Annotated in this window: 20 protein-coding genes; 12 read left to right on the top strand and 8 right to left on the bottom strand. The window is 72.9% G+C overall.

What is annotated here, in order from left to right:
- Positions 1-12 precede the first annotated feature (12 nt).
- A complete protein-coding gene (locus GGG17_RS08405) occupies positions 13-1,077 on the bottom strand; it encodes an SGNH/GDSL hydrolase family protein (RefSeq protein ID WP_311966532.1) in 1,065 nt (354 codons plus the stop codon).
- 198 nt (positions 1,078-1,275) lie between these two features.
- Between GGG17_RS08405 and GGG17_RS08400 the strand changes: the two genes are divergently transcribed.
- Both GGG17_RS08400 and GGG17_RS08395 read left to right on the top strand, forming a co-directional pair.
- Entirely contained in the window at positions 1,276-1,815 is a 540-nt protein-coding gene (locus GGG17_RS08400; protein ID WP_154593270.1) for a hypothetical protein, read from the top strand.
- Positions 1,816-2,060: 245 nt separating this feature from the next.
- Positions 2,061-2,747, top strand: a complete 687-nt coding sequence (locus GGG17_RS08395; protein WP_230082815.1) for an enoyl-CoA hydratase-related protein — start codon at positions 2,061-2,063, stop codon at positions 2,745-2,747.
- 51 nt (positions 2,748-2,798) lie between these two features.
- On the opposite strand, the gene GGG17_RS08390 is transcribed toward GGG17_RS08395, so the two are convergent.
- Together GGG17_RS08390 and GGG17_RS08385 are read right to left on the bottom strand one after the other, a co-directional pair.
- Positions 2,799-3,326, bottom strand: a complete 528-nt coding sequence (locus GGG17_RS08390) for a GNAT family N-acetyltransferase (protein WP_154593269.1) — start codon at positions 3,324-3,326, stop codon at positions 2,799-2,801.
- Positions 3,327-3,348: 22 nt separating this feature from the next.
- The gene (locus GGG17_RS08385) at positions 3,349-4,242 is read right to left on the bottom strand and encodes a helix-turn-helix transcriptional regulator (RefSeq protein WP_154593268.1); all 894 of its coding nucleotides are present in this window, start codon (positions 4,240-4,242) and stop codon (positions 3,349-3,351) included.
- Positions 4,243-4,321: 79 nt separating this feature from the next.
- Between GGG17_RS08385 and GGG17_RS08380 the strand changes: the two genes are divergently transcribed.
- A complete protein-coding gene (locus tag GGG17_RS08380; protein ID WP_154593267.1) occupies positions 4,322-4,894 on the top strand; it encodes a maleylpyruvate isomerase N-terminal domain-containing protein in 573 nt (190 codons plus the stop codon).
- A gap of 96 nt (positions 4,895-4,990) precedes the next feature.
- The gene (locus GGG17_RS08375) at positions 4,991-5,548 is read left to right on the top strand and encodes a winged helix DNA-binding protein (RefSeq protein ID WP_154593266.1); all 558 of its coding nucleotides are present in this window, start codon (positions 4,991-4,993) and stop codon (positions 5,546-5,548) included.
- A 205-nt stretch (positions 5,549-5,753) separates the two neighbouring features.
- On the opposite strand, the gene msrA is transcribed toward GGG17_RS08375, so the two are convergent.
- Positions 5,754-6,470 (bottom strand): peptide-methionine (S)-S-oxide reductase MsrA, encoded by a 717-nt coding sequence (gene msrA / locus GGG17_RS08370; RefSeq protein WP_230082814.1) that lies wholly within the window; start codon positions 6,468-6,470, stop codon positions 5,754-5,756.
- A gap of 18 nt (positions 6,471-6,488) precedes the next feature.
- A complete protein-coding gene (locus GGG17_RS08365; protein WP_154593265.1) occupies positions 6,489-7,454 on the bottom strand; it encodes an acyl-CoA thioesterase in 966 nt (321 codons plus the stop codon).
- A 75-nt stretch (positions 7,455-7,529) separates the two neighbouring features.
- Between GGG17_RS08365 and GGG17_RS08360 the strand changes: the two genes are divergently transcribed.
- Positions 7,530-8,882, top strand: coding sequence for a glutamate mutase L (locus GGG17_RS08360; RefSeq protein ID WP_154593264.1), 1,353 nt, complete (start codon positions 7,530-7,532; stop codon positions 8,880-8,882).
- Between the two features lie 119 nt (positions 8,883-9,001).
- Here GGG17_RS08360 and greA read toward each other — a convergent pair whose 3' ends face one another.
- Both greA and GGG17_RS08350 read right to left on the bottom strand, forming a co-directional pair.
- Positions 9,002-9,493: a transcription elongation factor GreA gene (gene greA, locus GGG17_RS08355; protein WP_288799081.1), complete on the bottom strand. Its 492-nt coding sequence runs from the start codon at positions 9,491-9,493 to the stop codon at positions 9,002-9,004.
- A gap of 170 nt (positions 9,494-9,663) precedes the next feature.
- Positions 9,664-10,086, bottom strand: a complete 423-nt coding sequence (locus tag GGG17_RS08350; RefSeq protein WP_195849174.1) for a DUF4307 domain-containing protein — start codon at positions 10,084-10,086, stop codon at positions 9,664-9,666.
- Between the two features lie 105 nt (positions 10,087-10,191).
- Between GGG17_RS08350 and mca the strand changes: the two genes are divergently transcribed.
- From mca to GGG17_RS08315, 7 genes are all read left to right on the top strand, one after another.
- Positions 10,192-11,142 carry a mycothiol conjugate amidase Mca gene (mca, locus tag GGG17_RS08345; protein ID WP_154593336.1) on the top strand — a complete coding sequence of 317 codons (951 nt, stop codon included), beginning with the start codon at positions 10,192-10,194 and terminating at the stop codon, positions 11,140-11,142.
- Positions 11,139-11,360, top strand: a complete 222-nt coding sequence (locus tag GGG17_RS08340; RefSeq protein WP_154593262.1) for a hypothetical protein — start codon at positions 11,139-11,141, stop codon at positions 11,358-11,360. Before mca ends, GGG17_RS08340 begins: the two co-directional genes overlap by 4 nt.
- Positions 11,361-11,459: 99 nt before the next feature.
- Positions 11,460-12,227, top strand: coding sequence for an isoprenyl transferase (locus GGG17_RS08335; RefSeq protein WP_288799084.1), 768 nt, complete (start codon positions 11,460-11,462; stop codon positions 12,225-12,227).
- Between the two features lie 474 nt (positions 12,228-12,701).
- Complete coding sequence (phoH2, locus tag GGG17_RS08330) at positions 12,702-13,937, top strand: RNA 5'-3' helicase PhoH2 (protein WP_230082837.1); 1,236 nt, start codon at positions 12,702-12,704, stop codon at positions 13,935-13,937.
- A 79-nt stretch (positions 13,938-14,016) separates the two neighbouring features.
- Complete coding sequence (locus GGG17_RS08325; protein ID WP_154593261.1) at positions 14,017-14,268, top strand: FeoA family protein; 252 nt, start codon at positions 14,017-14,019, stop codon at positions 14,266-14,268.
- Positions 14,265-16,379 (top strand): ferrous iron transport protein B, encoded by a 2,115-nt coding sequence (feoB, locus tag GGG17_RS08320; protein WP_154593260.1) that lies wholly within the window; start codon positions 14,265-14,267, stop codon positions 16,377-16,379. The genes GGG17_RS08325 and feoB overlap by 4 nt, the downstream gene beginning before the upstream one ends.
- Positions 16,376-16,675, top strand: a complete 300-nt coding sequence (locus tag GGG17_RS08315; RefSeq protein ID WP_154593259.1) for a FeoC-like transcriptional regulator — start codon at positions 16,376-16,378, stop codon at positions 16,673-16,675. Before feoB ends, GGG17_RS08315 begins: the two co-directional genes overlap by 4 nt.
- 53 nt (positions 16,676-16,728) lie before the next feature.
- Here the strand turns inward: GGG17_RS08315 and coaA are convergent, their stop codons facing one another.
- Positions 16,729-17,709 carry a type I pantothenate kinase gene (coaA, locus tag GGG17_RS08310; protein ID WP_154593258.1) on the bottom strand — a complete coding sequence of 327 codons (981 nt, stop codon included), beginning with the start codon at positions 17,707-17,709 and terminating at the stop codon, positions 16,729-16,731.

Genomic DNA, 17,709 nt, shown 5'->3' with positions numbered 1-17,709 from the left:
TATGCCGAGAGGTTAGCCCGGCTGCGGCTCGTCGGTCACGCTCGCGCCAGGCGGGGTGGCCGACGTCACCTGGGCCTTGCGGAGCCGACCCACGTCGGGGCGGCGCAGCCGTCGCAGGACGGCACGTCGGGTCCGGGTGGTCCGCGACGTCCCACCGCCGGTGGCGTCCGAGGCGGCCTCGGCGCTGACCTCGGTGCCCGGGTGGGCCACGGCATGGACGGCGGCCACGTGCAACGGTCCCACGCCCTCGCCGCGCGCGACCTCCGGGGGGCGCTCCGACTCGGGCCACAGACCGAGGGCGGCAGCGACGGACGGCAGGATCGCCGACGCGGCCCGCGCGTAGCCGGCCGCCGAGGGGTGGAACTGGTCCTTGGAGAACATCAGGGCGGGCTCGGCGAGGAAGTCCGGACCGATGAGATCCCCGAGCGAGACCGTGCGGGCGCCCGCCTCGACGGCGGCCACCGTCTGCGCGGCCGCGAAGTCCCGGGACCACCGGCTCACCAACCACCGCAGCGGCTGGGGGAGCGGCTCCACCGTGCCGAGGTCCGGGCAGGTCCCGACGATGACGGTGGTGCCGAGGGCCCGCAGCGCCATGATGGTCACGGCCAGGTGCGCCATCGCCTCGGGGACGTCCTTGCGGTGGGTCACGTCGTTGCCCCCCACCACGACGACCACGACGTGCGGCCGCGGTGCGCGAGCCAGCAGGTCCTCCAGCTGGGCGGGCAGGTCGGTCGACTCGGCGCCCACGACGGCGGCGTTGGTGAGGCGCACGGGCTGCCCGGCGATCGCGGAGATGCCGTGCGCGAGCGTGGCGCCGATGGTCTGGCGCCGGTGGTCGACCCCCAGACCCGCGGCCAGCGAGTCGCCCAGCACACCGAGCTCGATGGGGTCGCCGAGGCCGGCGCCGTAGACGTCGGAGTCCCGCGGCGCGGACTCGAAGGGCTTGCCCACGACCCGCCGCACCATGCGCGCCTCGACCTTGAGGATGCCGTAGCCGGCCGCCCCCACGCCGGCCACCCCGGCCAGGCCGTAGCTCCCGCCGCGCGCGATCCTCGTGCCCAGACCCAGCGTCCCCACCCCGTTCAGCCCGTCGATGTCCCGTCCAGGGTAAGCAAACTCGGTTACCGGTGCGTAATGCCCGATGCGCAGCACCTGGCTTCTCCGAGTTCGGCTCCCGTTCACGTCGGGGTGGCCCCCGTGATGCTCGGCGCGAGTCGAATGGTCGTCTGGCGCCGGCGACTCCCGCCGTTGCGGCCACGACGGGCAGGGGGCTCGATGGACAGCGCAGGACCTCCGCGGCGCCCCGACGAGCACGTCACCGCCCTGCCGGGGTGGTGGACGACCGTGCAGGAGGCCGAGCAGCAGGCCCTGCAGCTCACGCGGGGGACCGACGTGCTCACCGCCGCGACCCACGTCGTCGACGGCATCGCCCTCGTGACCGCGCAGGTCCTCGGGCCGCACCGCTGGGCCGGCGCCGGGCTGCGTGACCATGACCGCTGGGCCGTGATGGCGCGCGACGCCGTCGCCGACCACGAGGCGCGGTATGGCGGGCGGCTGTTCGTCTTCCCCGGCCAGTGCGCCCTCGCCGGCGCGATGACGGCGCGCGAGGTCCTGGACGGCACCGTGATCGACGAGCTCGTCATCCCCGGCCACCCCAGCCGCATCGACCCGCAGGCCCGGATCGAGGGCCTGGACTTCGTGCGGCCGGTCTACCGCCAGGGCCAGGTGGTGCTGACCCTCCGCCCGATCGGGTCAGGCCTGTTCACGCCGTTCGAGCGGCCGCGGACGGCCGGGGCGCTGCGACCGAGCACCTGACGCGCCCGAGCATCTGACGCGCCGGAGCGTCTGACGCACCCGACCGCTCGGCGCGCGGGAGGGGCCGACGGTCGACGTAGGGCCACGGGGCCTATCCAGGTTCGTCCCCCTTTGCCAGACTGCCAGGACACGCCCGATCGAGGAGGATCCATGGCAGACGTGCTCGTCTGCGTCGACTGCACCGGCGACGTCACGACGGTGACGATGACCAGCCCGAGGCAGCGCAACGCCCTGTCGTCGACATGATGGGCGCGCTGCGCGACGCCCTCGCCGAGGCGGGCAGCACCGACACCCTCGCGGTGGTGCTGGCCGCGGAGGGCCCGGTGTTCAGCGCCGGCCACAGCTTCCTCGACATGGTGGGAGCCAGGTCGGAGGACGTGACCGAGCTGTTCGAGCTCTGCACGTCGCTGATGGACACGGTCCAGGCGATGCCGCAGCCCGTGATCGCCCGCGTGCACGCCCTCGCCACGGCCGCCGGCTGCCAGCTCGTCGCGACCTGCGACCTGGCGGTGGCGGCCGAGACGGCGGGCTTCGCGCTGCCGGGAGGCCGCGGCGGGTTGTTCTGCCACACCCCGCTGGTGGCGGTGGCGCGCAACGTCGGTCGCAAGCGCGCCCTCGAGATGGCCTTGTCCGGCGACGTCGTGGACGCGGGCACCGCCCTGGAGTGGGGTCTGGTCAACGCGGTCGTCCCCGAGGACGAGCTGGACGAGGCGGTGGCCGCCCTGGTCGCTCGCGTGACCCGTGGCAGCGCCGCCCAGCGTGCCGCCGGCAAGCGGCTCTTCTACGCCCAGGTCGGCCGGGACCAGTCCGAGGCCTACGCGATGGCGATTGCCGCGATGGCAGACGGCGCGGTGGGGGTCGACGGCCAGGAGGGGATGACCGCCTTCCTGGAGAAGCGGCACCCTCGCTTCACCAGCACCCCGCAGGGCTGATCGGCCGCCTGGGTCTGGACACGTCAGGCCGGACCCCTCAGGCCCGACGGCTCAGACGCGCAGGTCGAGGAGCATGGTCTCGGCCGTGCCGTCGTGCCCCACCGTGCGATAGCCGAGCCGGCCATACAGGTTGACCGCCTCGTTGCCGTCCTCCACCGACAGGCTGGCGCCGGCATACCCCGCGGCCCGCAGCCGGTCGGCGAGCCGCTCCATCAGGGCCTGCCCGACCCCCTCGCGGCGGTAGTCCTCGAACACCGTGACGCTCACCTCGGGCATGGTGTCGGCGACGTAGCCGTAGCCCGGGTCCTGCGCCGAGAACGTCCGGGCCCACGCGACGCCGACGGTCTCGGTGCGCGTCTGGGCGACCACGCCGAGGTCGCCGCCGCGGTGCCCGAAACCGGCGAAGTAGTGCGCCATCCGGGGGTTCTCGCGGACCTCCGCACGGCTGGTGCGGTGCCGCAGCCAGTTGACGTTGACCCACGTGGCGACCTCGAGGAGCTCCTCGTCGGCGGTCGTGGCGTCGCGCCACTCCAGCTCGTCCAGCAGGGAGGTCGGGTCAGGCTGCGGGGCGTCGTCCATGGCGCGCACGATAGCCGAGGGCTCAGGCCCCTCCGCGCTGCAGCGTCACGAACTCCCGTGGCGAGTAGCCCGTCGCCGTGCGGAAGTCGCGCGAGAAGTGCGCCTGGTCGGCGTACCCCAGGTCTGCGGCCACGTCGGCGAGGCTGCCCTCGTGGTGCCGCAACCGGTCGGCGGCCTCGTGCAGCCGGCGACGACGGACGAGCCACAGCGGGGTGAGCCCCAGCCGGCGCTCGGTGAGGCGCTGCAGCGTCCGCTCGGACAGGCCCACCCGCTCGCACAGCTGGGTGACCGTGAGGACCGAGCCGTCCTCCTCGACGGTGCGCACGACGTCGTTCACCAACCGGTCCTCGACGCCCGGGGGGCACAGGCGGGCGACCCGGTCCTCCACCAGCCGGCGGCCGACGGCGTGGGCTGCCTCGTCGCTCGGGTCCTCGCTCATCACGGCTCGCAGCGCCTCGGGCAGGTCCCCGAGCAACGGGACGGTGGCGAGGTCGACATACCGGTCGGTGATCCCGCTGACCGGCCCGCCCAGGAGCGGCGCGCCGGCGGCGGGTGCGAGCATCACGCCGAAGGCCCACCCGCGTCCCTCCAGGACGGTGATCGACAGGCCTCGCCGCGGGCCGACGAACCGTGCGTAGACCGACGACACGACGGCCAGGGTGACGGGGTACTGCAGGACCTTCTGCTCCCGGCGCCCTCGCTCGGGCCGCTCGGGCTGGTCGGAGTGGTCGGGCTGGTCGGGATCCTCCGGCACGTCCCACACCGGCACCCAGTAGCGCCTGATCCAGCCCTGCAGCTCGTCCGGCGGGAGGTAGCGGCTGATCACGAAGCTGTCGTCCGCCGGGTCGCGCAGGTGCGCCCGGTCGATGTCGTCGGTCGCCCGGCCCGGCTGTCGGGAATCGTCAAGACGGCCCATGCCCGCCGAGCCTAGCGTCGGGGTGCCCGGTCCAGACGTGCCCCGCCGTCTCGACTCCCCATCTGCCGAGGAGACCCTCATGACCACCACCACCCACCCGACCACCAGGACCGACGACAACCCCACCCTCGCGAGCTGGCGGCAGCACGCCGAGCCCTTCACGGCGGTCGTCGTGGCGGTGACCGACTGGGACGCCGCCAGCCCGTGCGAGGGATGGACCGCCACCGACGTGGTAGACCACGTCGTCCAGACGGAGCGGGACTTCGTCGAGGGATGCGGCCTGGCCCTGCCGGTCACCGCCGAGGGATCCCCGTCCCACCGGTGGGCCGCGCACGAGACGGCCGTGGCCGCCCTGCTGGCGGACCCGGCCGTGGGGGACCAGGCGTTCGACGGCCATTTCGGCCCCACGACCGTGGGCGCCACCCTCACCCGCTTCTACGGCTTCGACCTGCTGGTGCACCGCTGGGACATCGCCCGCTCCCAGGGCCGTGACGAGGTCCTCACGGACACCGAGCTCGACGAGATCGACGCCGCCGTGGACGGATTCGGCGAGCACGCCTACGCACCCGGCATCTTCGCCCGACCCGTCGAGGTTCCCGAGGGGGCGGACCGGCGTGCCCGCGTCCTGGCGCGGACGGGCCGCCGAGCCTGACGTCCGTCCACAAGGGCATGGTGAGGCGCCCGCCGAGGCGCCCCACCTGTGGATGAGCCGGAGCCCTCCCGGGGTCACCGGTGCAGGCTGTCCGGCATGCCTACCTGTGACGACTCGGCCGCGTGGACCTACCGGACCCTTCGTGGCTACTCGGACCCTCCGCTGCACGACGTCGCGCGGTTGCTCGACCTGGCGGCGCGCTGGGTGGAGGACGTCGTCGCCGACGCCCTGCGCTCCGAGAAGGTCGAGCAGGCGCTCACGATGCGGGAGGTCCGCGTCCTGCTCGTATGTCGCCCCGCCGGCACCTCGATCGGCGAGCTGCGCGAGCGGGAGCCGCTGAGTCGTCAGGGCCTGCATTCTGTGGTGCGGCGGCTCGTCGACGCCGGTCTGCTCGTACGTGACTGGCACGACACGACGGGGGACCCCATCGTGCGTCCGACCGGATCTGGGGCACGCCTTGCCAGACGTCTCAGGATCGCCCTCTCCATGGCGCTCGAGGACGCGGGGCCCGGGCTGCATCACGGTTCCCGGGGCCTCCTCGAGGACCTGCAGACCCTGGTGGACGACCGTCCTCTGCACGTGGCGCCGCCCAGGCCGCGGCGGGCGCGGCGCGGCCCCGGCGGCCCGAACTCCCGCCTACGACCCGCACCGTGACCCGGCGACTCGATGTAGGCCTCTGAGCCTGTGACCGAGGGTTGGGTGGTGTCACGCTGCGGAGGGGGAGTGGGGGCTGTGCGGCGACGAAATCGTCAGGAGCGTTGACGCGTGTGGTCAGGGCTCCTGACGATGCGTGAGCGGAGCAGCAATTCCTGCGCTCACGGGGAGTGTGGTCTGCGTGCACTCCGTGTCCGGCTGCTGGTCAGGCGCGTGGCGGCTCGACGGACGTCTGGGCGGGCAGGTCGTCGGAGGAGACCAGACCCACGGGGCAGGTGTAGCCGTTGGGTCCGTGGTTGCAGTAGCCGCCGGGGTTCTTGTGGAGGTACTGCTGGTGGTAGTCCTCGGCGAAGTAGAAGGGCCCCGCGTCGTCGGCCGACCGCAGCTCGGTGGTGACGTGGCCGTGGCCGCGCGAGGTCAGCAGCTCGTCGAAGGCTCGCACGGCAGCGCGGGCCTGGGCCTCCTGCAGGGGCGTGGTCCAGTAGATCGCCGAGCGGTACTGCGTGCCGACGTCGTTGCCCTGGCGGTTGGCGGTCGTCGGGTCGTGGTTCTCCATCAGCGTGGCGACGAGGCGGTCGGCGCCGACCTGGCCCGGGTCGTAGGCCACGAGCACCATCTCGGTGTGCCCGGTGCGACCGGTGCACGCCTCCTCGTAGGTCGGGTTGGGGGTGAACCCGCCCATGTAGCCCACCGCCGTGCCGACCACGCCGGGCATCTGCCAGAAGATCCGCTCCAGCCCCCAGAAGCAGCCGCCTGCGACATACAGGATCTCGGCGGGGGAGCCGTCGGTGGTGGTCCAGGGGCCAGTGAGTGGGGCATCGAGGACCGTATGCCGCGCCGCCAGCCCGCCCATGGGGGTGTCGCGCCCGGGCAGTGCCTCGGCGGGGGTGACCATGACGGGGTTGGGGCGACCAAAGATCATGCGTCCAGTCTCGCACGCTCACTGCGGGGCGTCGGGCGCTGCCGCGGGGATGGGGCGGCGCAGCCGCTCACGGATGTCGATCAGCGCCTTGGCGTGCTCCTGCAGCGCGAGGTCCTCGGGTCGCTGGGGGTTCCAGGAGCGCACGTGCTGCTTGTGGCCGTGCTCGTCGAGCGCCACGAGGACCATGGTGCAGTGCGTCGTCGTGCGCATCTCACCGGTGCGGGGGTTGCCGGAGCGGACGTGCACCGAGACGTGCATCGAGGAGTGGCCGGTGTAGATCAGGCGCGCCTCCACCTCGACGAGGTCCCCGATGAGCAGCGGGCGGTAGAACCGGACGCCGCCGGCGTAGACCGCGATGACGCTGCCCTGGTGCCAGCGCTCGGCGACCAGCGTGGCCGCCTCGTCGATCCAGCGCATGACGATGCCGCCGTGCACCTTGCCGCCCCAGTTGACGTCGGTCGGCGCCGCCATGAACCGCAGCGTCTCGCGGCAGGCGTCCGTGTCGTCGGTGTAGCGCTGCCGCTCCATGTCGGCCTCGATGGCACGCCTCCCCTCGATGCGGCTCACCGCCAAGGCCTGCTGCTCGCGCTCCCAGTCGTCCTGCGGCACGAACTCCGGCACCGCGGCGGGCCGCCCGTCCTCGCCCATGGACACGAAGACGAGCAGGCACTGCGTGTTGATGGTGAGCCGGCCGTCGCGAGGGTCGCCGGAGGAGACGGTCGCCACGATGTGCATCGACGAGCGCCCGGTGTGGACCACGCGGGACTGCACCTCGACCAGGTCCCCGACCTCGACCGGGCGGGTGAAGTGGATGTTGCCGACATACGCGGTCACGCAGTAGGTGCCGGACCACCCTGCGGCACAGGCATATCCGGACTTGTCGATCCACTCGAGCATGCGCCCGCCCCCCACCCGGCGCCGGACGTTGCCGTCCGTCGGGGCCGCCATGAATCGGAGGGTCACGCTGCGCTGGGTGCCGGGCATGGCCCCCAGGCTAGTGACGCGGAGCCGGAGGGGCCGCGCGACGTCCACCAGGGCCGGGGTGGATAGCCTGCGGGCATGTCTCGCGTGCTGTGCGTCGATGTCGGCTCGACCTTCACCAAGGCGGTGGTGGTCGAGACGCAGACCGGTGAGCTGGTGGCGCGGGCCGAGACGCTGACCACCGTGACCACCGACGTGCTCGACGGCTACCGGACCGCGCGCGGGCTGGTCGAGGCGCAGCTCGTCGACCCGGCGCTGGGCGGGGCGGGGTCGATCGACGACGTGCTGCTGTGCTCCAGCGCGGGTGGGGGGCTGCGGCTCGCGGTGGTGGGCTACGAGCGGACGGTGACCGCCGAGGCGGGGCACCGCGTGGGCCTGTCGGCCGGCGCCAAGGTCGTCCACGTGAGCGCGGGCGAGCTCGACGCGCAGGGCATCCGCGACCTGCGGGCCAGCCGTCCGGACGTGGTCCTGCTCGTCGGCGGCACCGACGGGGGCAACGCAGAGGTGCTGCGGCACAACGCGACTCGCCTGGCGCGGGCCCGCGTGACCATGCCCGTCGTGGTCGCCGGCAATGCCGCGGCGCGTGACGAGGTCGTGGCGATCCTGCAGGAGACCGGCCGCCGGGTGGTCGCCACGGACAACGTCGTCCCGCGCATCGGCGTCATCGCGCCGGAAGGGGCGCGGGCCGCCATCCGGGAGGTGTTCCTGGAGCACGTGATCGGGGGCAAGGGGCTGTCGCGGGGGCCGGAGCTGGCGCGGCTGGTGCGCGCCGCGACGCCCGACGCGGTGCTGAGCGGCGTCGAGGTGCTGGCGGCGCTGCACGACGGCGACGTTCTGGTCGTCGACGTGGGCGGCGCGACGACCGACGTCTACTCCGTCATCGAGCCGCAGGGGGAGGACGCGACGCTGCGCAAGCACGTCGTCGGCACGCTCTGGGCGATGCGCACCGTCGAGGGGGACCTCGGGATGCGCTGGAACGCCCCCACCATCGTCGAGGCGGCCCCCGGCGAGGGGCTCGCCGTGAGCGAGGGCCTGAGCGCGTATGCCGACCGCGTCCACGCCGACACCGGGCACCTGCCGGTCGACGCGATCGAGCGCAGGCACGACGCCGAGCTGGCCCGCCTCGCGGCCACGATCGCGGTGCGCCGCCACGCCCGCCCGGACCGTCCCACCGGCGACATCGCCCTCGTGCTGGGGTCGGGCGGTGCGCTGCGGCACGGCGGCCAGCCGGGGGGGAGCACAGCGACAGCGGGGGAGAGGACAGCAGGGGAGGTGCTCGGCGCGGTCACGAGCGACTGGGCCGGCGGCTGGCGGGTGCCCGACCAGGCCCGGACGGCCGTGGACGTGGACTACGTGCTGTGCGCGGTGGGGCTGCTCGCGGGGGTCGACGAGGCGGCGGCCCGCCGGGTGGCAGCGCGGCTGCTGCGGTAGGGCGGTCGGCATACGGCCCGGAGAACCCGAAGATCGTGAGGGTCTGGTCCAAGAATCGTGGACCAGACCCTCACGATCGTGGGAGAACGAGGAGGTCAGGCTGTCATACAGTCACACAGTCACGCCTGATAGGGCTTGGCGTCCTTGATCTTGACCGAGATGGTCTTGCCGTTGGGGGCCTCGTACGAGGCCGAGTCGCCCTTCCTCTTGCCGTTGATGGCGGCGCCGAGGGGGGACTTCTCGGAGTAGACCTCGAGGTCCTCGTCGCCGGCCATCTCGCGGCTGCCGAGCAGGAACGTCAGGTCGTCGCCGAACAGGTCGACGGTGACGACCATGCCCGGCTCGACGATGCCGTCGTCCGCAGGGGCCTCGCCGACCTTGGCGGTCTCCAGCAGCTGCTTGAGCTGGCGGATGCGGGCCTCCATCTTGCCCTGCTCCTCCTTGGCCGCGTGGTATCCGCCGTTCTCCTTGAGGTCGCCCTCGTCACGGGCGGCCTCGATGCGCTTGGCGATGTCGGTGCGGCCGGGGCCCGACAGCTGCTCGAGCTCACCCTTGAGGCGGTCGTAGGCCTCCTGGGTCAGGAAGCTCTGCTGAGCGGTCGTCTCGGTCACGATGATGTCTCCTGGTCGGTATAAGTCAGGGTCCGGACCACGCGACGAGGCTCCGGGGAGCCGCGCGTCAGGTCCAGACCCGCACGAGTAAGCGACCAGTGTACCAACTGGCCCCCGACCGTGCTCGAACCGGCCCGGACGGCCCTGATCAGACGGCGTCGAAGGGTGGCTCACACGCGCGTGCAGAGCTTGACTGTGCCGGTCACGGCTCGCGAGGTCGTGCGCAGGGTGGTGCGGGTGCGCGTCGTGTCCTGCCGGTCGTCCGCGGTCACCCGCACGTGCGCCGTCCCGACCGGCGCGAAGCGCACGTCGAGCGCCTCGACCTCGCAGGACACCGTCCAGCCCCGCGGCCGGGTCACCTCGAAGTCCACCATCACCGTCCGGTCGTCCGCGACGCGGTAGTTGATGACCCGGTGGGTGATGACGTCGGTGGCGTTCTGCACGCCGATCCAGGCGAGGAGCGCGACCGCCGGGACGAGGACGGCCGCCGCGATCCACCACCACCGGCGGGAGCCGAGCCGGGGCACGACGGGCTGCTCGAGCTCCTCGTCGTAGTCCCGCTCGTCCACGTCCGGGTAGGCGTCGTCAGGCACGTCGGCTCCTGCAGGTGGTTCGGGGCACAATGGGGGTCGCCCACCACCGTAGTCCCGCCGGAAGGACCCCTCGTGACCGACACCGCCCGTGGCCCGCTGCGGCTCATGTGCGTGCACGCCCACCCCGACGACGAGTCCAGCAAGGGCGCGGCGACCATGGCGCGCTACCGCGCGGAGGGGCACGAGGTCCTCGTCGTCACCTGCACCGGCGGCGAGCGCGGGGACGTGCTCAACGACAAGCTCAAGGACGACCCGCACATCCAGCGCAACCTCCCGGAGGTGCGCCGCCAGGAGATGGCCAAGGCGCGCGAGATCCTCGACGTGCAGCAGGTGTGGCTGGGCTTCGTCGACTCGGGGCTGCCCGAGGGGGACCCGTTGCCGCCGCTGCCGGACGGGTGCTTCGCCCTCGAGTCGCTGGACGTCACGACCGAGGCGCTGGTCCGGGTCGTCCGGGAGTTCCGTCCGCACGTCATGACGACCTATGACGAGAAGGGCGGCTACCCGCACCCCGACCACGTCATGACCCACGTGGTGGCGATGGCGGCGTTCGAGGCGGCCGGGGACGCCGACCGCTACCCGCACGCGGGCGAGCCCTGGCAGCCGCTCAAGATCTACTACAACCAGACCTTCTCCAAGGCGCGCATCACGGCCTTCCACGAGGCGATGCTGGCGGGCGGGCACAAGAGTCCGTACGACGACTGGCTCAAGGGGTGGCGCGACCGCCCCGAGCGGACGGTGACCACCAAGGTCCACGTCGCGCAGTACTTCCCGATCCGGGACGCCGCCCTCATGGCCCACGCCACCCAGGTCGACCCGGACGGCACGTGGTTCCAGGTGCCGCTCGCGATCCAGGAGCAGTCCTGGCCGTACGACGACTTCGAGGCCGCCCTGTCGTACGTCCCGGTCGAGGCCGGTGAGGACGACCTGTTCGCCGGCCTGGGCACGCTCGACGAGGCGGACGCGCTGGCTCGTCGCAGCGACCTGTCCATCGCCTACGACGGCCGCGTGGCCCTCGAGAGCGAGCACGAGCACGAGCACGAGGAGCAGGACTCATGAACCCCGGTGGCGGCGGCAACGACCTCTACAACCAGATCGGACCGGGCTTCGCAGCCTTCGTCGTGATCTTCTTGCTGGCGCTGGCGATCTGGCTGCTCGCCCGGAGCATGAACGGCCACCTGCGCCGGGTGCGCTACCGCGAGGCCGCGGAGCAGCAGGCCGAGCGCGACCGGCAGGCCGCGCGCGAGCAAGGGGCCGAGGGCGGGCGGCAGGAGTAGCCTCGGCACCGTTCGTGCCGCGCCGCCCTCCAGCACGCCGTGCGCGCCGAGCTGGCACAGCCCGCTGAGTCCGCCGAGTCACCGGTCAAGGAGGTTCCCGTGCGCAGCGCCGTCGGCAACCCGCTGTACTCCGCCTACGAGCGTCGGCTGCTCAGCCAGCTGCCCACCGCGGGGCTGCCGCGGCACGTCGGCGTGATGCTCGACGGCAACCGTCGCTGGGCACGCGCCAAGGGCGCTGACACGGCCGAGGGGCACCAGGCCGGGGCGGACCGGATCGAGCACCTGCTGGAGTGGTGCGACGAGGTGGGCATCGAGTTCGTCACCCTGTGGCTGCTGTCCACCGACAACCTCAGCCGTCCCGAGGCCGAGCTCGCACCGCTGCTGCGCATCATCGAGACCACCGTCGCCGCGCTCGCCGAGCAGCAGCGCTGGCGCATCCGGCTGGTCGGGGCGCTGGACCTCCTGCCCGCCGAGACCTCGACCGCGCTGCGCAGCGCCGAGCAGGCCACGGCCGAGCTCGACGGACTCGTCTGCAACATCGCCGTGGGCTACGGCGGGCGCCGCGAGATCGCTGACGCCGTCAAGGATCTCCTGCGTGCGCAGGCCGCCCGGGGCCGCACGCTGGAGCAGATCATCGAGTCGCTGGACGTCGACCAGATCGCCGACCACCTCTACACCAAGGGGCAGCCCGACCCGGACCTCGTGATCCGCACCTCGGGCGAGCAGCGCATCGGCGGCTTCCTGCTGTGGCAGTCGATCCACAGCGAGTTCTACTTCTGCGAGGCCTACTGGCCCGACTTCCGTCGGGTGGACTTCCTGCGGGCCCTGCGGTCGTATGCCGACCGCGAACGGCGTTACGGCTCCTGATGGTTCGCGCGAGACTGGGGTGTCCCCATACGGCGGTCCCCGACGACGCCAGGGGTCTGCGCGGGTGAACTTCCGCTGAACCCGGGCGCGCCGCGGCGAGATCTCCCGCGCGACCTCGGCGAGCCGCACGTACCGTGGCGGGCATCCGGCGCATCCAGCGCACGGATGGGAAGGCCTTGACGTTGAGGGAGCCACACGTGCTCCGGACGGGGGCCGGACCCGGCGCCCCGGCGTCAGGGTCGGCCTCCGGACCGAGAGCGAGCGCGACGGCACCGTCGCGCGTGGGGAGTCAGCGTGACGCAGACCAGCCATGACGAGACGTCCGCGGACAAGCGGGGCGAGGGCGGCGCCGACGTCCGGGGCGAGGGGGTCGCCGAGGTCGCCGGGGATCTGGCCGCCGTCCAGGGCGCGGTGGCGAAGGGGTGCCGCACCTACGTGATCGACACCTCCGTGCTCCTGTCCGACCCCCGGGCGATGCTCCGCTTCGCCGAGCACGAGGTGGTGCTGCCGGTCGTCGTCGTGACCGAGCTCGAGGCCAAGCGGCACCACCCGGAGCTGGGCTACTTCGCCCGGCAGGCGCTGCGGCTGCTCGACGACCTGCGGGTCAAGGAGGGGCGGCTGGATCACGCGGTGTCCGTCGGCGAGGACGGCGGCACCCTGCGGGTCGAGCTCAACCACACCGACCCGCGCGTCCTGCCGGACGGGTTCCGGCTGGGCGACAACGACACGCGCATCCTCGCGGTCGCCAAGCACCTGGCAGACTCCGGCCGGCACGTGACGATCGTCAGCAAGGACCTGCCCATGCGGGTCAAGGCCTCGGCGGTCGGCCTGGACGCCGAGGAGTACCGCCACGAGTGGAAGGTCGACTCGGGCTGGACGGGGATCGTCGAGCTGGAGGTCGCCCCGGAGCAGCTGGACGCGCTCTACGAGAACGGTCGCGCCGAGATGCCCGAGGCCAAGGACCTGCCCGTGCACACCGGTCTGGTGCTGTCCTCAGCCCGCGGCAGCGGCCTCGGCCGGGTCGGGGCGGACGGTGCGGTGCGCCAGGTGCGTGGCGACCGGGACGCCTTCGGGCTGCACGGCCGTTCCGCGGAGCAGCGGATCGCCCTGGACCTGCTGCTCGACCCGGACGTCGGCATCATCTCCCTCGGCGGCCGGGCCGGCACCGGCAAGAGCGCCCTCGCCCTGTGCGCCGGGCTCGAGGCCGTGATGGAGCGCCGTCAGCACCGCAAGGTCATCGTCTTCCGCCCGCTCTACGCCGTCGGCGGCCAGGAGCTCGGCTATCTCCCCGGGACCGAGAACGAGAAGATGGGGCCCTGGGCGCAGGCGGTCTTCGACACCCTGGGCGCCGTGGTGTCCACGGAGGTCGTGGAGGAGGTCATCGACCGCGGCCTGCTCGAGGTGCTGCCGCTCACGCACATCCGCGGGCGCTCGCTGCACGACGCCTTCGTCATCGTCGACGAGGCCCAGTCGCTCGAGCGCAACGTCCTGCTCACGGTCCTGTCTCGCGTCGGCCAGAACTCCCGCGTCGTCCTCACCCACGACGTCGCGCAGCGCGACAACCTCCGGGTGGGGCGCCACGACGGCGTCGCCGCGGTCATCGAGACCCTGAAGGGGCACCCGCTCTTCGCCCACGTCACCTTGACCCGCAGCGAGCGCAGCCCCATCGCCGCGCTCGTCACGGACCTGCTGGAGGGCCTGGACATCTGAGCGCGAGCCGCCCGACCCGACGTCCCCTCACGGGTAACCCGTGCAAGGCGTGCCTAACCTCAGGCGTACTGTGGGCGGCATGAGGCCCACCGACACGCTCCAGTCCGTCCCCCTCCGGCGACCGGTGCGCCTCACCCTGGTCGGGCTGCCCCTCGGGGCGCGTCGTCGGCTGGCCGAGCTGGGCCTGCGCACCGGCGCGACGGTCGAGGTGGTCCACCGCACGGCCGGGGGTGGTCGGGTCGTGGCGGTGGCCGGCTCCCGCATCGCTCTGGACCGGGAGACGGCGCGCGGCATGCAGGTCCTCGGGGAGCAGGAGGTGCCGGTCGTATGACGCAGGCCCCGCCCCACGCCGGGGCCGCCACCTCCGGGCACATCACGGCCGCCGGCGTGCCCAGCTGCCACAGCGACGCCGGTGGACCGGCCGCGGCCCCCGGGGCGCCGGTCGTCGCCCTGGCCGGCTCGCCCAACGTGGGCAAGTCGACGTTGTTCAACGCCCTCACGGGCGCCCGCCGCCACGTGGGCAACTGGCCCGGCACCTCGGTGGAGGTGGGACGCGGGGCGTGGCGGGTCGGCCCGTCCGCGGCCCCACGCCGCGCGGCGGGCGAGGGCGAGGGCGAGGGCACGGCCGGCGAGCTGGACCTCGTCGACCTGCCCGGCGCCTACAGCCTGGACCCCGCCTCCCCGGACGAGGAGCTCACGCGTGCTCTGCTCGTCGACAAGCCGCCCGCCGAGCGCCCCGACCTCGTGGTCGTCACGGTCGACGCCGCGCACCTGGCGCGCAGCCTCTACCTCGTGGCGCAGGTCCGCGAGCACGCGTTGCGGGTCGTGGTGGCCCTGACCATGGGCGACGTCGCCGAGCGGCGCGGCATCCACGTCGATGCGGACCGACTGGCGACCTCGCTGGGCGTGCCGGTCGTCCCCGTCGACCCCCGGCGTCGCACGGGGCTGGACACCCTCGCGCACGTCGTGGTCGACACCCTGGATCGCCCGGTCCCTGCCGTGCGGGCGGTTGACGGCATACGGGACCGACACGCCCACGACCAGACGGACAACCCCGACGGGGAGGACCTGGTCGGGCCCGTGGACTCGCTCGACTCCGCCGACCACGAGCTGCTGCTGGCCGACGACCGGTTCGCGTGGGTCGAGTCGGCCCTGGAGGGCGCGGTCAGCCAGGGTGACGAGGTCCGGGTCGGGTGGACCGACCGGGTCGACGGGATCGTGACGCACCGCCTCTGGGGGCCGCTGGTCTTCCTGGCGGCCATGTGGGTGGTGTTCCAGCTCACCACGACCGTCGCGGCGCCGATGCAGGACTGGCTCGACGGATTGTTCACCGGCCCCGTCAGCGACGCAGCAGGGTGGCTGCTCGGTCGTATCGGCTTGGGGGAGAGCCCGGTTCGCGGCTTCGTCGTGGACGGGCTCATCGCCGGCGTCGGGATGCTCCTGACCTTCGTGCCGCTCATGGCGCTGATGTTCGCGCTGCTGTCGCTGCTCGAGGACTCGGGCTACATGGCCCGCGCCGCCGTCGTCACCGACCGGCTGATGCGGTCGATCGGCCTGCCGGGGAGGGCCTTCCTGCCGCTGGTGGTCGGCTTCGGGTGCAACGTGCCGGCCATCGCCGCCACCCGCACCCTGCCCAACGCGCACCACCGCGTCATGACCTCGCTGCTCGTGCCGCTCACGTCGTGCACCGCGCGGCTCACGGTCTACGTCCTGCTGGCGACGACCTTCTTCCCACGCCAGGCGGGCACCGTCGTCTTCGCGATGTACCTCCTGTCCATCGTGCTGGTCGTCGGGCTCGGCCTCGCGCTGCGCTCCACGGTATGGCGCCGCGTCGGCGACGAGCCGCTGATCCTCGACCTGCCGCCCTATCAGCTCCCGCACCTGCGGCTCATGGCCACGCAGACCTGGGTGCGGCTGCGGGGATTCCTGCGGACCGCCGGCGGCATCATCGTCGCCACGGTCGTCGCGATCTGGCTGCTGCAGGCCACCCCTATGCCGGGCAGGGGGTCCTTCGGCGAGGTGCAGGCCGCGGACTCCGTCTACGCCGCCGGTGCCTCCGCGGTCGCTCCCGTCTTCGCGCCCGCCGGCTACGGCGAGTGGCGGACCTCGTCCGCGCTGGTCGTGGGCTTCGTCGCCAAGGAGGCGGTCATCTCGTCGTGGGCGCAGACCTACGCGGTGTCCGAGCCCGCCAGCGAGCGTGAGCCCGGCCGGCTCGGCGAGGTCATCCGCGAGGACCTGGAGCGCTCGTCGGGCGGCCACGGGACGGCGGCCGCGCTCGCGTTCATGGTCTTCCTGCTGGCCTACACCCCCTGCGTCGCGACCCTGGCGGCGCAGCGGCGTGAGATCGGTCTGCGCTGGACGGGGTTCGGGCTGGTGGTGCAGCTGACGATGGCCTGGGCGCTGTCGGTCCTGGTGTTCCAGGTCGGGCGGCTGCTCGTATGACGGGCGGGCCGCTGCAGCAGGTGCTGGCGGCGTTCGGGTCGGGGGCGCGGTCGCTGGACGAGATCTCACGCCGGACGGGGCTCTCCCGGGCATCGGTCGACGCTGCCGTCGACCACCTCGTGCGGATGGGGAGGGTCGAGGCGCGCGAGCTGGCCGCCGGCTGCCCCGACGGCGGGTGCGGGACGTGCGCCTCCGGCTCGGCCGACGGGGCCGCTGGCTGCGGCGCGGACGGCCCGTCGCGGCGCCGGTCGGGACCGGTCCTCGTCGAGCTGACCCTGCGCCGCCCCCTTCGTTGAGCCGCCCTGCTCGTCGAGAGCCTTGGAGGCGGGGGAGGGCCGTGCGGGTGGGTTCAGAGCTTGCGCAGGAGCACCCGCCGCACCGAGTGGTCCTCGCCCTTGGTGAGGACGAGGTTGGCCCGCCCGCGGGTGGTCATCACGTTGTCCTCGAGGTTGGGGCCGTTGATCTCCTCCCAGATCCGCAGCGCGGTGGCCCGCGCCTCGGCGTCCGACAGGTCGGCGTAACGCCGGAAGTAGGACGCCGGGTCGGCGAAGGCCGTCTGCCGCAGCTTGAGGAAGCGGTCGACGTACCAGGTCTTGATGTGGTCGATGCGGGCGTCGACGTAGACCGAGAAGTCGAAGAAGTCCGACACGGCCAGGCCCAGCCGCCCGTCACGCCTCGGCTGTGGGGCCTGCAGGACGTTGAGGCCCTCGACGATGAGGACGTCTGGCTGCTCCACGACGACCTGCTCGCCGGGGACGATGTCGTAGACGAGGTGGGAGTAGACGGGTGCGGTCACGGACGGCGCACCGCCCTTGACCGCGGCGACGAACCTCAGCAGGGCCCGGCGGTCGTAGGACTCGGGAAAGCCCTTGCGGTGCATCAGGCCCCGCTCGGCGAGGACGGCGTTGGGGTAGAGGAAGCCGTCTGTGGTGATCAGCTCGACCTTGGGGGTGGTCGGCCAGCGCCGGAGCAGGTCGCGCAGCAGGCGGGCGGTGGTGGACTTGCCGACGGCCACGGACCCGGCGACCCCGATCACGAAGGGTGTCGGTGGCGGCGTCGACTCCATGAGAAAACTGCTCGTGACCCGGTGCAGCTGCGAGGTGGCGTCGACGTAGAAGGACAGCAGCCGCGACAGGGGGAGGTAGACCTCCTCGACCTCCTGCAGGTCCAGCGGGACACCGGTGCCCTGGATGCGGGCCAGGTCGGCGGCGTCGAGCGAGAGGGGGTGCCGGTCCCGCAGCCGGGCCCAGGCGGCTCGGTCCATCTCGACGTACGGGGTCGAGACCGGCGCGACGGCAGCATTGGACGACACCCGGACATTGTGGCCCAT

The organism is Arsenicicoccus cauae (assembly GCF_009707125.1).
GTDB lineage: Bacteria > Actinomycetota > Actinomycetes > Actinomycetales > Dermatophilaceae > Arsenicicoccus > Arsenicicoccus cauae.
Note: the sequence above shows the minus strand (reverse complement) of the source record. Positions and strands in the feature narration are given on the sequence as shown.